Annotated in this window: 12 protein-coding genes; 1 reads left to right on the top strand and 11 read right to left on the bottom strand. The window is 48.1% G+C overall.

Annotated elements, in window-relative coordinates:
* Positions 1-96: 96 nt before the first annotated feature.
* The 10 genes from EKL15_RS23540 to galU all read right to left on the bottom strand — a co-directional run bounded on the left by EKL15_RS23540 (position 97) and on the right by galU (position 12,518).
* On the bottom strand, positions 97-1,074 hold the full coding sequence (locus EKL15_RS23540) for a polysaccharide pyruvyl transferase family protein (RefSeq protein WP_089185725.1): 978 nt from the start codon (positions 1,072-1,074) through the stop codon (positions 97-99).
* A gap of 33 nt (positions 1,075-1,107) precedes the next feature.
* Positions 1,108-2,625 (bottom strand): hypothetical protein, encoded by a 1,518-nt coding sequence (locus tag EKL15_RS23545; RefSeq protein ID WP_203090458.1) that lies wholly within the window; start codon positions 2,623-2,625, stop codon positions 1,108-1,110.
* Between the two features lie 22 nt (positions 2,626-2,647).
* Positions 2,648-3,634: a glycosyltransferase family 1 protein gene (locus tag EKL15_RS23550; protein WP_089185723.1), complete on the bottom strand. Its 987-nt coding sequence runs from the start codon at positions 3,632-3,634 to the stop codon at positions 2,648-2,650.
* Positions 3,635-3,644: 10 nt separating this feature from the next.
* Positions 3,645-4,733, bottom strand: coding sequence for a glycosyltransferase (locus tag EKL15_RS23555; protein ID WP_100396902.1), 1,089 nt, complete (start codon positions 4,731-4,733; stop codon positions 3,645-3,647).
* A 147-nt stretch (positions 4,734-4,880) separates the two neighbouring features.
* The gene (wbaP, locus tag EKL15_RS23560; RefSeq protein ID WP_089185721.1) at positions 4,881-6,314 is read right to left on the bottom strand and encodes an undecaprenyl-phosphate galactose phosphotransferase WbaP; all 1,434 of its coding nucleotides are present in this window, start codon (positions 6,312-6,314) and stop codon (positions 4,881-4,883) included.
* A 295-nt stretch (positions 6,315-6,609) separates the two neighbouring features.
* Complete coding sequence (gene wzc / locus EKL15_RS23565; protein WP_089185720.1) at positions 6,610-8,787, bottom strand: tyrosine-protein kinase Wzc; 2,178 nt, start codon at positions 8,785-8,787, stop codon at positions 6,610-6,612.
* A 16-nt stretch (positions 8,788-8,803) separates the two neighbouring features.
* A complete protein-coding gene (locus EKL15_RS23570) occupies positions 8,804-9,238 on the bottom strand; it encodes a protein tyrosine phosphatase (RefSeq protein ID WP_089185719.1) in 435 nt (144 codons plus the stop codon).
* Between the two features lie 16 nt (positions 9,239-9,254).
* Complete coding sequence (locus EKL15_RS23575; protein WP_089186857.1) at positions 9,255-10,391, bottom strand: polysaccharide export protein; 1,137 nt, start codon at positions 10,389-10,391, stop codon at positions 9,255-9,257.
* A gap of 293 nt (positions 10,392-10,684) precedes the next feature.
* Positions 10,685-11,578, bottom strand: coding sequence for a sugar phosphate nucleotidyltransferase (locus EKL15_RS23580; RefSeq protein WP_100396936.1), 894 nt, complete (start codon positions 11,576-11,578; stop codon positions 10,685-10,687).
* Between the two features lie 40 nt (positions 11,579-11,618).
* Positions 11,619-12,518: a UTP--glucose-1-phosphate uridylyltransferase GalU gene (galU, locus tag EKL15_RS23585; RefSeq protein WP_084826548.1), complete on the bottom strand. Its 900-nt coding sequence runs from the start codon at positions 12,516-12,518 to the stop codon at positions 11,619-11,621.
* Between the two features lie 643 nt (positions 12,519-13,161).
* Between galU and EKL15_RS23590 the strand changes: the two genes are divergently transcribed.
* On the top strand, positions 13,162-14,745 hold the full coding sequence (locus EKL15_RS23590; protein WP_060440356.1) for a TerC family protein: 1,584 nt from the start codon (positions 13,162-13,164) through the stop codon (positions 14,743-14,745).
* A gap of 31 nt (positions 14,746-14,776) precedes the next feature.
* On the opposite strand, the gene dcuC is transcribed toward EKL15_RS23590, so the two are convergent.
* A complete protein-coding gene (gene dcuC / locus EKL15_RS23595; protein WP_060440357.1) occupies positions 14,777-16,129 on the bottom strand; it encodes an anaerobic C4-dicarboxylate transporter DcuC in 1,353 nt (450 codons plus the stop codon).
* Positions 16,130-16,255 lie beyond the last annotated feature (126 nt).

Below are 16,255 nucleotides of genomic sequence, written 5' to 3' on the forward strand. Positions count from 1 at the left end.
TGCCTGCAAAAGCCCAGAGAAGAACGAAAAGAAGCGGAAACCGCTTAAAATTAATGCGCTCTTATCTTTTGACAGCCAAGATAAGCGCGCACCGAATCAGGCAAAGGAGCGGCACTTTTCAATAAGCTGTGCTGCGTACTCATGGTGCAGGGTTTTATTTGATATTTCGCTGTGCAAACCAATCTTCTCGCCTTTGAACTCAAAGTTGGTGGTTGAATTTGCGTTGCTATCCACATCGATGCGGTTGAAGAAATCGAACAGGCCGTCGAAACGGCAATTGTCGATTTTGTTTTTAAAGCCGCCGTTAACAAAGATCACCGGGGTACCCATCGCCAAACAAGGCAACGCGGTATGGATCCGCGAGGTCACGACCAGCTTGGCATTCGCCAAACGGCGCAGGAAGTCATCGGCCAACTTGAAGCCTTCTTCGGCGGAGATGTACGGTATGATTTGCGTTTCAAATTTGGCGTTTTTAAGCAAGTCCGCATCGAAGTGTTTTTTCAACACTTTATTGCGATGAGCAAACTCAAAAGCGCGACCATTCAGCAGGCGTTTCCCAAATCTTAACGGTTGACGCATCAGTTCCGGCAATGTCATGGAATCGTACATAACGTCAATAAAGTAAACGTCATCGGTAACATTATCGCGTTTATAGGTTTGACCCAGAGTCAGCGTCATGCAACCGGAGTAATATGCATCGATGCCTTTCGAAATCAGCAGGTCGCGGGTATAGAAGTCACGACATCCAACCGGCTGGAATTTTTTGAAATGCGCGATGGATTCGGGGGTAAAGATTTTATCAACAATCGTGGAGTTGATATGAATTGAGACATACAGAGGATTGATGCTCTCGGCAGGTGGAAAGTTCTCCGGCAAGTCCATGTACCAGGCATTCATGATCATCTTGACCGGATCGCCCTGGTAAGCGTTCATATGATCGCGGGGGATAAAGGCATCGACAGAGGGCAGAAATTGCTTCGCTGCCGTACTTTGTACGTAGTCCCCTAAATTAATCCAGTTTCTCTTAACGTAAATGTCACTCTCATAGGTTAAGACACTATACTTAGAACTCATTATTCTCACCTTAAAAAGATACCTATAAATAATTTAAAATCGATTCTTAATCAATTGTATAATTTGCTTTCTCTCTTCTGTTTTCAACACAACAAAAGAGAAAGCAAGCATAACCAAAACTAAATTAATGGCAGTCAACAGAACTAACCCCACAAATCCGCCAGGCAGATAATTGCTCATATACTGCATAGCAAAAACGGCAACGCATGCAACAAAACCAAGCTTTGGCAGGTCGATGAAAATAAATTCACTGGCACTTACCCCTGCAATTCTATTTACATAGATAACTCTAAAAATCAATAGAGAGAATGCGCACAGGATCCTGGCGGATACAGCTACATAAACAGAAGCCCCGAGGGTAAACAGTATAAACGTCAACAGCAGCGAAAGCATCATGAACGCCGACACGATGAACTGGTAGTTTCTCAACTTTCCAACAGCATATATAGCGGTAACATAGGGGCCAGATAGCGAATCAATCAGAATATATATGGCGACTATTTTTATCAGCCCCGTCAGATAAGGCGGTGCCTGGCCAAGCCAGAGACTGACGATATAGTCCGCATCGATGAACACCGGGATTGCCGAGATCATCACCACAAACCCCGTGAGTTTGCATGACAGTGAGATCAGCGAGGTGACATGATCGCTGTTGCCGATGGAATGGTGCTTGATTATTTGCGGGTTGATAGCGGTCTGTAAGGTGCCAATGATGCGATTGAAAGCGACCAGAATTTGCTCTGCCAGCCAAATGGATCCATTGGCAACAACGCCGACAAAATAATATGTCAGCAGGGCGATCCCCTGAGACAACCCCACCACGCTTAAAGAGCCAATCATCGACCAACTTGAAAAAGAGAAGATCTCTTTAATCAAGCCGATATTTTCTTTAACGCGTATATTTATCCTGCATATGCTGAGTTTCTTCGTGCATATCAATACGTAAACGGCAAATACCAATACATAACCAACGAGCAGGAACAAGGAATAGCTGATTATTTTATTCTGGAAATAAAACAGGGTAAACAAGAATACCATTAGCCAGCGCTGAAATGCGTCAAAGATGCCGATCTTGGCAAAGAGATCCATCTTTTCGCTGGCGATCAACGAGGCCATAAACGGCGTTTGCATAATCTGGAAAATCAACGAAACGATCGAGACTTGGTAGACCCAGAAGATATCGTCTAAACGCTCAGCGGGTACTTTAAGCTTATGCAGTAAAAACCAAAGCCCGACTGTTTCAGATAAAATCAAGACCAGTCCACAAATAATGAGATGCACAATAATGCTGACATTAAATACGCTGTTGGTCCATTTATGGTCGTTCTTGCCAAGGCCGACAGATAAAAAACGTTGAGTAGCCAGTGCAGAAACGTTTTGTATAAATGAAAATAAAACGATTATACTGCCAACAACGCTATATAAGCCAAAATCATAAACCCCTAGCGTATTCAAAACCATTCTTGATGTATAGAATGTCACGAACATGATGAGTAACATTCGGCCATACAACATGAAGGTATTTTTTGCCATTACCTTTTTATCGACCACACAAGCTCTCTCATATAATCATTTATAGGATCTTATTCAACTGCTCATCGACCTGTTTCGCCGTCATATTCCATGAGTACTTCTTAGCCCGTTGCAGGCCAGCCTGCCTCATTTGCGCACGCAGCCCTTCATCGTGGTTGACCTTGGTCATAACGCCGGCGATCTCACCGATATTCTCCGGATCAACCAGCTGTGCTGCATCGCCCGCCACTTCCCCCAGAGAAGTTGTGTGTGAGGTTATCACCGGTACACCACTCGCCATAGCCTCAACAACGGGCAGCCCAAACCCTTCATAGAACGAAACGAAGATCAGCGCACGTGCCCCGCGATAGAGTTTTGGTAGGGCCTCGCTTTCGATATAGCCGGTGAAAACCACCCGGTCGCTGAGTCCCAACTCAACGATCTTACGTTCGATCTCCTCGGTGGCTTTCCCGGTAAACAGCAATTTGACATGTTCCGGCAAATTCGCCTGCTTAAAGGCCGCCAGGGTGCCAAACTCATTCTTATGCGCCTTGCGATTGCTGACGCAAAGAAAATAGTCAAAAGGGAAATTCAAGGTATCACCCACCGGGGTGAAGTCTTCCGATACGCCATTACCCACGTTGATGACCTTGTTGGCGTCAACGCCGGACCACTCGACGATTCTTTTCTTGGAAAACTCGGAAACGGTAAAGATAAGTTGGGCTTTCTTACAGCCGTTTAATATGACGAATCGATAAAAAATTCTTTTGAAAAAGCTGGAGTTTTCCGACCTGTCAATATGATTAAGGTCATGTATGGTGAAGACATAGGGTTCCCGCGAGAACAGCGGGGGGATATAGCCAGGGAAAAATATTACGCGCCCTTTCTTTGAAAACAACTTCAGGGTTGTTTTCACACAATCTAACGGACTATATGGTTCGCCCTGAAATTCGGCATCAGAATAATTATTGATAGCATTTATTTGTTCTGAGAATGTCCCTATCCCTCCTGAACCGCTCCACCGATTATCAATAAGAATCTTCTTCATTTTAGTCTCGTTATACAATTTCATTTGAGTTATTAATGGTTTTAGCACCAAGTCTATTTTTTTTAGCGATGAATAGCGCTATCTTTTCTCTTAACTTATCAACGTCTGATTCGCTATCACCAACAAAATACAAACTGTCTTTCCCTAGATAATCCAACATGCCATCTCTGGCTGGCGCTATGACCGGTACATTCCTTTTCAGAGCCTCCAGCATGATCAGCGGCACGCCTTCATAGCTTGACGGAATCGCAATTAAGTCTGCATCGTATGCGAAATCCCAGACATTATCTTTCCAGCCTAAAAACTCAACGTTTATATTATTTCCTAGCTGACGGACTGTGTGCTTCATTTCATCGAGATCGGGGCCATCGCCTATCACTGTCAGATCGACACGGTTATTGATATCACGCAGCGCCTCAAGCAAAATATCCTGCCCCTTCTGGCGGAAGAACACCCTACCCGCCATCAGTATTTTTATTTTTTCTGGATTTGAGAGAAACTCATAACCAACGCCTCGGATGTCTTTTGGTGCCGGCTTAGCAACAAAATTCCTCAACACTCTCACATTTGCCGATTTATTTTTTTCTTTCAAATCATGGCGAAATTGGTTGCAGATAGTTACGTAGTTATCACAGTTTCTATAAGCAAATTTCGCCAGGAAATCCTTCGCCTTTGCCAGGCGACTTCCCATCTTCTCAAAACTGTGCGCATACGGGATGTAGCTAACGACTCTGTTGCCCAACCCCAGTAAACGGCTGCCGTTTAAAAAACCGGCACCAAGCTCAATATCGCCCTGAATAATTACCATATAATCATGGGTATGGCTTAGCTTCTTGAGCAGAAGACTCGACTTTATGACATGAAGAGGATTAAAGAAAGAATGAATGATCTCCATTCTTTTATGCAGCACATGATGCAATTCGTAATTAATACTGGCTGAATCTAATAAAGCAATAAGCTTGCCGTTGTCACTCGGCAGATAACACGAAACGGAAAATCCCTTTTTAACAAACTTTTTTATATGAGCAACGCTCATCAGTTCATGGCCACCTAAAATAGAGGCGGTAAAAACTATGGCAATTTTTTTATTTTTTAACATACATCCTCATTGAATTACACTATAGAGATAAACTCAAAGAGTTATATTCTTAAGCATTAACAAAAGGGGCATGACAACATCAACTTCAGCAGCCGTAGGAAAGCAGAACGTTATTGTCCTGCCCCTGCGATAGGGTATCGCTTGTGATCAATACGCCCCATCTCTTTTCAAAACAACGTTGATGGTTTTAAAGAGAATGGCGATGTCATTCCACAGCGACCAATTCTTGACATACCATGCGTCAAAGTAAACGCGCGTGTCGTAGTCGACATCGTTCCTACCACTCACCTGCCACAGCCCTGTCATGCCAGGCTTCGCCATCAGATAATAGTCGACATCGCCAGCGTAGCGTTCCAGTTCTTTTTCGATCACCGGACGAGGACCGACGAGGCTCATCTCTCCCCGCAATACATTGAAAAGCTGAGGTAACTCATCAAGACTCGTTTTACGGATAAATTGACCAACGCGGGTTATACGCGGGTCATTTTTCAATTTAAAGTCTTTATCCCACTCTTTGCGGGCTTCAGGATCATTTTGCAAGAGGTTTTGCAATACCTCTTGCGAATTAGTTACCATAGAACGGAACTTCAGGCATTTAAATTTGTGACCATCGCGGCCAATACGTTCGTGACCATAGATAGCATTTCCGCCGTCTTTCTTCACTAGATAACTCAATATGAGCAGCACTGGAGATAGCAAGACAATGATGCTGGCCGATCCCACAATGTCGAATATACGCTTCAAAAAACGAGATGTTCGCTTAGCCAAATTATTACTGACCCGAAGGATCATAACCTCATGGCTGAAAATGAATGACATATCAGTTCCATATAGCGGAACCCCGCGCAGCGTAGGTATCACTGAAACTGAACGGCAGTGGTGCTTCGCCAATTTTTTTAGCCATTCATCACGCAGTGCGTTCTGTTCAAACTCTAATGCTACAATGAATTGGGTGGTTTCAGGATCACATAGTTCCCAGAGCTCAGCTTCATTCGCAATAACTGGTTTGTCAAACAAGGTTTTCTCACCTGACTCACCGCTGGAAAAGAACGAGCAGATCGCAAAACCAAGAACTTCTTCACTTTGTAATGCTCTATACGCATCACAGGCATTCTTGCCCGAACCGATAATAATCGTGTGTTTTTTCCACAAATTTAACTTATTTAGGATCCGCTTGGTTATTGCCCGCGCGAATGGTACTAATAACAATGCAACTCCCCAAGTGAGTATCCATACATAACGGGAAAACTGCCACTTTGAAAAGGCAACCAGGGCCAAATCCAATACTGCGAAAATGAGCAATGTGCGAAATATTTCTTTCAGTTCAAACCAGAACGGTTTGCGATATGTATAGTGACGCAAGCGAACCCAAAACCAAGCAACGCATACTAAAGATAGCATAACATGCGTAAGAAAACGTGCCGGCATTTCTGACTCTGGGATAAATTCGTTGATATTCCACCCAAAAAAACTAATAAGATAGATCGCGATACTCAACGATAAAGTAAAAAATATGAAATCAGAAAAGGCGAGGGATAACTTAACTAAATTAGTTCTTTTTGAGTAGGCAAGCGCACTCATGTTTTTTTCCTTTATTAGTAGAATCTTACCTTAGTACACCACACAGACATTCTACGTACAGGTATTTTTTACCACATCGAAACAGTTATACTTTCTATAAGTAAAGCTAAAATCAAAGCTCACCTACACCATTAAACCCATCTATTTTGACAGTCAGAGGCAGACTGTTAGATTGTATGAAAGACAATTGATAACAATAGGTATAAGCGTGGTTTTTGATATTATATTCACCACATCAGCTTCAGATCATGCAAAACTAAAGAGGCTGTTAACAGCCTCTCTGGCATAACTTTATTTAGCTTTTGGATTTATAACTGTATTCGTAATAATCATAACCATAATTATAGTAATTCGAGGCTTTCTTCATCACCGCGTTCAAAATAACGCCTTTGATATCAATACCATTTTGCTCGAAGCGTCTGATACTGACCTCAACCTCTTTAGGACTGTTCAGTTCAAAACGGGCAACCATCAGCGATGTACCGGCGTGTTTACCAATAATTGCAGCATCAGTAACGGCCAAAATCGGCGGGGTATCGACCAACACCAAGTCATAATTTTCTGATGCCCACGCCAAAACCTCGGAGAAACGGCTGTGCATCAACAATTCTGACGGATTAGGTGGGATCTGGCCACGCGGAATGAAAGCGAAACCGCCGTGCACTGTGCTTCTGACAGCAGAAGTTGCAGTGATTCGGCCGGAAAGAATATCTGACAGGCCATCTTTAGCCTCCAGACCTAGCACTTCATGCATATACCCTTTACGCATGTCACTGTCGATGAATAACACGCGCTGACCTGCCTGCGCCACAACGGCTGCCAGGTTAGCACTGATAAAGGTTTTACCAATGCCGGGACTTGCCCCAGAGATCATTAACACATTATTTTTAGCTTCCATCATGGCAAAGTGAAGGCTGGTTCGTAGACTACGAATCGCCTCGATAGCCAGATCTGCCGGGTTGCCGACGGCAAGCAGTGAGTTGGAATCGCTATTGAGCTTCCGCCCTTTATTTTTCAGGACGAACTCTTGGTCTTTCTTCTGCTGCCACTCAGAGAGTGGCACGCTCGCATACACATTGATACCCAACTCTTCCAGCTGTTCCGGGTTTTCAATGCCGCGATGTAGGAACGAACGCAACAAGACATAACCCACAGACAGCACTCCTCCTAGCACAATGCTGAAGAGAATTACAATGATGCTCTTAGGCTCTACCGGTTTTGATTGCGTGATGGCACGATCGATAATCCGTACGTTACCCACAGTACTTGCCTTCGAAATACCAAGTTCCTGCTCTTTATTCAACAACTGCATGTATACTTCTTGGCCCGATTGTACATCGCGGCTTAAACGCACAATCTCTTGCTGCGTTTTAGGCATCGCGCTCACACGCTTGTTGAGTCTGTCTCGATCGTTTTCCAACGTTTTACGTTTCTCAAGCAATGCACGATATGAAGGATGCTGTTTGGTATAGAGCTTAGAAATCTCCGCTTCTTTAAAAGTCAATTCATTCAGCTGAGAGTCGACAGCGACAATCGAATCCAAGACAGATTTCGCTTCGAGCGATAAATCGACTGAATCTTTCTGCTGTCGATATTGATTGAGTTTATTCTCTGCAGAGTCAAGTGAATTACGGATCTTAGGCAGCTGATCCCTCAGGAAGTCCAAGCTTTTCGCATCTTCTTCCGACTTTCGCACAATATTTTGTTCAAGATAGTTTCTTGAAATGGAGTCCAAAATCTCTCTAATAAGGACCGGATTCTCACCGGTGAGCCCTAGCCCCAACACACCAGTGTTCTTGCCTTTATCGGCAACTTCAAACTTATCCAGCAGATTATTCGTTGCCCGCATTTCGCTGATCTTAGAAACTTTAAACTTCGTACCCTGCGGTGCTTCAATATTGCTTACCAAGATGGTCACGCCGTTGTTATCAAGCAAACGTCCAACACTACCCTTAGCGATCTCTTCCCCGTCACGCAGGATAGAGAAGCTTTTGCCATCACCAACGACTAACGTCACCGAAGGGTCTTCAGCCCATGCTTCTGGTAGGTCGAATTTGGAAACCGCTATTTTTCCCGGCACCTTTTTAGTCAAACGAGCGAAGCCTTTGCCAAACAGAGGAAAATATTCCTGCTCAACGATGGTCCGAAGATTAAGATCTTCTACTGTTTTATTTAAGATCATCCGAGACTTCAATAATTCTATTTCAGGACCCGACTCGGGTTGCCCATTAGGCAAAATCTGGTTAATGTTATTAAGTAATGCATTCCCTACGTTTTGCTCAACTTGCACCATAGCATCGGCACGATAAATTGGCGTAGCAAACAAGCAATACAGAATACCCAGGGTCAGGGATAATGCCGTTACTCCAATGATCAGCCAGCGGTTATCAATCAACTCGCCTAACAGACGCCCCAGATCGATCTCATCTGACTTTTCACTTCCTGAATTATTTACTCTATTTTTATCTGACATTGATAGTCCTGACTGATTATCGGCTTAAGGCTTGCGTCCATTTATGGGCGGATTCTTCAAGAAGGCGATAGACAAACTCAAACGCTTCGCGACTTTGGCGGTAGGGATCGGCAATTTCACGTTTCCCTATCCAATGCCCAAAAAGCATGGTTTTACCTCTGACCTCCGGCGCCAGTCTACATACGGCATCGATGTGATCTTTTTCCATCACCAGAATCAGGTCATACTCACGACACATAGAAGCAGTTAGCTGTTTTCCTTGGTGCCCGTCAAGCGATAGGCCATGCTGGTTTGCAACGTCTGTCGCTCTGCCATCTGCCGGTTTCCCCACTAAAGCACCCAGCCCAGCCGAACTGATCTTTTTATGCGGTAAATTTCTTTTCAATAAACGCTCCCCGGTAGGGGAGCGGCAAATATTTCCTACACATACAACCAAAATAGAATCAAACATGCTTCACACCACCCTACTACGGCCAATTTCGCACGCGCAATGAACCTTCTGTCAAGTTGTTGAACCCGGTGATCGTCGGTACCAATTGGCTGATGACGCGGTTCCAACGAACAACCGGTGCGGTGGTCACATAAACAATATCATACGGCTGGAGTTGGAATTCTGTGCCCATGACCATGGCGGCCGCATCAGACGCGTTCAACTGATAGATATCCGCCAGCTTGTTGTTCCCCTTGCCGAGCAAAGGACGAATCACAAATACGCCAGTCGCATCGGAATAGGATTGATCCATGCCTTCTGCATTGCCCAACGCCTCGGTTAGGGTCATACCACTGCGATCCATCTTCAGCGTAGTTTGCTTCTTAACCTCGCCCATCACGAAGACTTTCAAATCATCATTGCGCGGAACGTAAAGAATATCGCCGGGATAAAGTAAACGGTTTTGGGTCAGATCGCCGCGCTGCATCAACGCCTGCAAAGAAATACGCTGTTCTCTACCATTATGCGTTAACACCACGTTGCGCCAGTCGGCATTCTCCGCCAGACCGCCTGCTGCATTGATCGCGTCCATCACGGTCAACGGCACGTTAGTGATTGCCTGTTTCCCGGAGGCCGCCACTTCACCCGTCACGTAGACTTTCTGCGAACGAAACGCCGCGATGCTTACATCCACTTGCGGACTCTCAATATACTGTGCTAGGCGGTTGGTGATCTCTTCGCGAACCTGAACCATCGTCTTGCCCGCAACTTTTACTTTGCCAATATAGGGATAGAAGATGGTGCCGTCAGAATTGACCCAGTTACCCGTGTCGCTAGCGCTGCGGTATTGGCCAGCTGGCGTAGTCAGTTCGGGGTGATCCCACACAGTGACCATCAATACATCGCCGATGCCGATACGGTATTCGTAAGTCTGAAGCTCGCGCTCCAGCAACGAGTTCGGCTGCGCCACAACCGGCTTCGCCCGCATTTTCTCGACCAAGCTCGGCGTCATCGGATAAATATTTACCAGCTTGTTAAGATCAAAATCACTATCTTGCTGTTTTACGACGTCTTTGCCACTGGTTGAAAGATGAGAGCCCGGCACGATAGTACAGCCGCTGACCACACTGATAGATACCAGAAGCGGTATCAGTTTCCATTTTTTTTTTGCCATCGAGTTATCATCACTTTCAAAGTAAAAATGCATGTAATGCCAAGCCCCAGGCCAACCATGGCGCCTACTGCGGCACTCAGCGAAATGAGTTGTCAATACTCACACGAAGGCACTCTAAGATGCGCGTTCATTGAGCAAGTGTTGAATTCAGATTTGTTAGACTTAAACTCTCGGAGCATTATTGCATAATTCTTAAAAAAAGAGCTGCGGCAAGCCCGTCGTTTTTGTCCTAAACATAGCAGCGACCAGTTAAGCATCGTTCCCAACCGGTCATTAAGAGTAATCGATATATTTTACAAATACAGTCGTTCAGCCCACTCACGGAAGGCCTTACCCTGCGTTGGATGGCGTAAGCCATATGTCACGAATGCCCGCAAGTAACCCATCTTTTCACCGCAGTTAAACGACTCGCCAACCAACTCTGTGGCTTCTACCGTCTGATGTTTCAGCAATTCGGCAATCGCGTCCGTCAACTGAATGCGTCCCCAGGCACCCGGCTCGGTTTTTTCCAAAATGGGCCAGATAGTGGCTGAAAGCACGTAGCGCCCAACGGCTGAATAGTTGGACTTCAGTTGAACATCACTGTCCGGTTTTTCGATAATCGCGGTAATGGGTGAAGATTCACCTTGTCGCAACGCATTGTTCTGGCACTCCACAACGGAATAGTCGCGCAAAACATGCTCATCCACGGGTTGGATCAATACCTGACTCAAACCCGTCTCTTCGAAGCGGGAAATGAGGTGAGCCAGATTATCTTTTTTCAGATCGGCTTTAGCATCATCAAGCAACACATCCGGCAACAGCACCACGAAAGGAGAGTCTCCGATCAATGGCTTGGCGCAAAGTACCGCATGACCCAGCCCCTTTGGTTGCCCTTGCCTAATATGCATCAACGTTACGCCTTTCGGCGTTATTGATTGGACTTCATCCAACAACTGGCGCTTAACGCGAGCTTCGAGCATCGCTTCCAATTCAAAGGACGTATCGAAATGGTTTTCTATTGCATTTTTAGATGAATGCGTAACCAGAATGATCTCTTTGATACCTGCCGCTACGCACTCATTAACAATATATTGAATCAAAGGCTTATCGACGATCGGCAACATCTCTTTAGGAATCGCTTTGGTCGCCGGTAGCATATGCATGCCCAGACCAGCGACAGGAATGACAGCTTTCAACTTCGTCATGCTCGTCCTCTTCAATCTTGTAAACGTACTCAGCCACATGTTAGTTGTTATTCAAGGCCAGCTTCAACCATTGCGAAAAATCTTCACCTTCTGTGGCATGGCGTAGACCGTATTGCACAAAGGCCTTCATATAGCCAAGTTTATCGCCGCAGTCGTGTGATTTACCGCTCATATGGAAGGCTTCCACTATTTGCTCATCCATCAGCATGGCGATAGCGTCGGTCAACTGGATCTCATCGCCCGCGCCTGGAGGCGTCTTCTCGAGCAACGGCCAAATAGCGGCGGAGAGCACGTAGCGCCCCACAACCGCCAGGTTAGATGGCGCTTCCTCGCGTGCGGGTTTTTCAACCACGGCAGACATCGGCGCACTTTCGCCTGCAACCAGTGCTACTCCTGCACAATCCACTACACCATATTTTGACACATCCTGCTCTGGTACCGGTTCAACCATGATTTGGCTGCACCCTGTAGCTTCAAAGCGTTGGATCATTTTAGCCAGGTTTTCTGTACGAAGATCCGCGGTTGCATCATCCAACAACACATCTGGCAGCAAGACGACAAAAGGGGAATCCCCTACCATGGGTTTCGCGCACAATACCGCATGCCCGAGCCCTTTCGCTTGCCCCTGACGCACCTGCATCACGGTCACATCCGGCGGGCAAATGTTTTGCACTTCAGCCAGCAGCTGGCGTTTTACACGCGCTTCCAGCACGGCTTCCAACTCGAAAGAAGTGTCAAAATGGTTTTCAATCGCATTCTTCGAAGAGTGGGTGACCAGCACGATATCCTTAATGCCGGCGGCGACACACTCATCGACAATGTATTGGATAAGTGGCTTATCGACCACCGGCAACATTTCTTTAGGGATCGCCTTGGTTGCCGGCAACATACGAGTTCCTAAACCCGCCACTGGGATCACAGCTTTCAGTCTTTTCTGCATTTCCACTTCCACAAGCAACCTTATGATTTATATAGTATAAATCACACATTTTAGGTAAAGCATAGCAACGCAAACAATTCGATCAGACACGCTACCGCCCTTGGCTTATAGCTACCAAAACGCTGTTATGAAAATCCCTGTCGCAATCCAATGAACGCTAAGTACGCTTCTGTACATGACTAAAGTGCACGTATCACACATTGGTATTTCGCAGCTTGAAGAATAACGAGAATCTATGCCCTTATAACCAAAAAACTCGAGTTATCTTCGCTTATATGGCTAAGATTCTTATACTATTGACTTGCTGATACAAGCCTTAGATACCCGTGGTTAGGTGTTTTCAGAATAAGACTACTAACTCGCTGGAGCCATGCAAATAATAGCATAAGAAACCTATTTCAATACTTTGATATTATTGACATTTAAAGCATGTGTCTTTTATGAACAGCCCAGTTAGCATTCTCATGCACCGTTTCTCCGTTATGCCAGCTACACCTGAATGTGCTTTGAAATATTGGGTACTTTTTCTGCCAAAATAACCTGTTTTCATCCCCTTCCTCTGATTAAAGTTGAATTTTGCCGCCCCAGCGCCCATCATTCCCGTGCGGCATAAGCCGTAGAACTTACAGGTGAAATTGGGCGTATGGAATGGATCGCTGATCCAACAATTTGGGCCGGCCTGGCCACATTGGTCGTGCTGGAAATCGTTCTGGGTATAGACAACCTTGTCTTCATCGCCATTCTGGCGGACAAACTACCAAAACAACAAAGAGATAAGGCTCGTGTCGTCGGTCTGTTGCTGGCGCTGGTCATGCGCCTGGCGCTGCTCGCTTCCATCTCGTGGCTGGCGACGCTGACCAAACCGATGTTCATCGTCGCGGAGCACCCCTTCAGCGGCCGCGATCTGATCATGCTGGTCGGCGGGATATTCCTGCTGTTCAAGGCCACCATGGAGCTGAACGAACGGCTGGAGGGCAAGGATGAAGAGCAGCACGGCGCACGCAAAGGCGCGCGTTTCTGGCCGGTGGTGGCGCAGATCGTGGTGCTGGACGCCGTTTTCTCGCTCGACTCGGTGATCACCGCGGTCGGCATGGTCGACCACCTGGCGGTGATGATGATCGCGGTGTGTATCGCCATCGGCCTGATGCTGCTGGCCAGCAAGCCGCTGACGCGCTTCGTCAACGCTCACCCGACTATCGTTATCCTGTGCCTGAGCTTCCTGCTGATGATCGGCTTCAGCCTGGTGGCGGAGGGCTTCGGCTATCATATTCCGAAAGGTTACCTCTACGCGGCGATCGGCTTCTCGGTGATGATCGAAGCATTGAACCAACTGGCACAGTTCAACCGCCGGCGCTTCCTGTCGAAGGTGCGGCCACTGCGCGAGCGCACCGCCGAGGCGGTACTGCGCATGCTGAGTGGTAAACACGAAGAAGCGGAGGTCGACAGCCACTCCGCCAACCTGCTGGCGGACAGCGACAGCGAAAACGGCGAGATCTTCAATCAGCAAGAGCGGCGCATGATCGAACGCGTGCTGGGCATGGCGCAGCGCACGGTCAGCAGCATCATGACTTCGCGTCACGACGTCGAATACCTCGAGCTGAACGATCCGCAGGAGAAACTGACGCAATTGCTGGAGCGTAATCAGCACACGCGCATCGTGGTGGTGGAAAGCAGCGCCAGCGACGAACCGCTGGGCGTTATCCATACTATCGACGTCCTCAAACAGCAGTTGGCGCAGGCGCCGTTGGATCTGCGCGCGCTGATACGCCAACCGCTGATCTTCCCGGAACAGCTCACGCTGTTAAGCGCCCTGGAACAGTTCCGCCAGGCGCAGACGCACTTTGCCTTTGTGGTCGACGAGTTCGGTTCCGTCGAAGGTATCGTCACCCTGACGGACGTGATGGAAACCATCGCCGGCAATCTGCCGGAGGCCGGCGAAGAGGTGGACGCACGCCATGACATTCAGCAAAACGAAGACGGCAGCTGGATTGCCAACGGCTATATGCCGCTGGAAGATCTGGTGCTGTACCTGCCGATGCCGCTGGAAGAAAAACGCGAATACCACACGCTGGCGGGGCTGCTGATGGAACACAGCCAGCGTGTGCCGCAAGAAGGCGAGCAAATCAAGATCGGTGACTATCTGTTCGAACCGCTGGAGGTTAACAGCCACCGCATTCTGAAAGTGAAGATCACCCCGCCTCCCCCACCGGAGGACTACGAGGTTTAGCATTGAGGCCGGGCATCGCCCGGCCTTTTTTTTACTGGGGAACCAACAGCTCGGTCGCCACGATCACCACCACCAACCCGACAATCACCGGCACCGAAGTGCGTTTCACCACTTCGAACGGCGAGATTTTCGCCATGCCGGAAACCGCCACCACCACGCCGGAGACCGGCGACAGCGTGCGGCCGAGGTTAGACGCCTGCAGCATCGGGATCACCAGATAGGCCGGATTCACGCCCATCTGCGCCGCCAGTTTCGGGATCAGTTCGACGAACGCATAGAACGGCGCATTGCCGGAACCGGTGGTCATGGCCGCCAGCATGGTGATCACCACCAGCACCAACATCATGATCAAACCACCGGTGCCGAACGACTGCGCCAGCCCGATCAAGCCGCTGATAAAGCCAACGGTGCTCAGCCCCTGCGCGAATACACCCGCGGCCACCAGCAGCATCACCACGCTGGCGAAAGCGTCCGCCATGCCGCGATAGGCCACTTCCAGGCCGCTGAATACCTGTTTGGCGCTGAAGCTGCGCACAAACTCGATCACGGCCGCCAACAGTATGCACCCGACCAGTACAGTAATGATATGCAGCTCCGGCCCCCATTTTCCGTCGAAAATCAGCACGCCGAGGATCGGCGTAAACGGCAAAATCGCATAGAACCCCGGCGCGTGGGTGTTGATTTCGCTGACGTCCATGATGTGATGCTTTTCATTGTTCTTTTTGTCGAGATAGCGCTGCCAGAAAAAGTGCGCCACGGCCATGCAGACGATGGCGGCAATCGAGATCGGCAGCGTGGTTTTGAACGCGAAGTCCACCAGCGGCATCTCCGCCGCCTTGGCCGCCAGTACCACGTCGCCAGAGGTGGGCGCCAGAATAATCGCCGCCGGCGAAGCGCAAATGGCCGCCGCCGCCCCGCGGCTGATGCCAACGTTCACCATCAACGGGAACAGCGTCGCCATCAGCAATACGCCGAGGCCGGTAGCGGAAGAGACCGCCAATGACATCAGGCAAGCGACAAAATAGGCCGCCACCATCAGCAGATAAGGCGAGTTGATCATCTGAAGCGGGCGCGAGGCCAGCTTGACGACCACGTCGTTGGCGCCGATATGCGTCATGTAAGCGGCGAAACCACACAGCATCATGATCATCATGCCCAGATCGCCGCCGCGGCTCATCAGCAAGATCTTGACGTATTCGATCATGTCGGTCGCGCGCCAGCCGGTAGACGCCGCGCCGGACGGCAACAGCGTTTTCCCCATCAGGGCGCTGATACCGAGCAGCAGTAATCCGCCCACCATCAAGACGCCGGTGGCGGAATACCCCTTGATGATGTAACGGCCCACGCCCGCCGCCACTACGGCGCCAATAAGAAGCTCTATCATGTTTCCTCAACTCGTCATGTTTTCGCGCTCAGGCGCATAGTCATAGCAGAACAGTCCCTTACTCTGCACAAACTGCGCGCGAGTCTTCATGACCTTCATCAAGGTAACGGAGAGAAATTATCGCGG

The organism is Serratia sp. 4542 (assembly GCF_016805595.1).
In the GTDB taxonomy this organism is placed as follows: domain Bacteria; phylum Pseudomonadota; class Gammaproteobacteria; order Enterobacterales; family Enterobacteriaceae; genus Serratia; species Serratia nevei.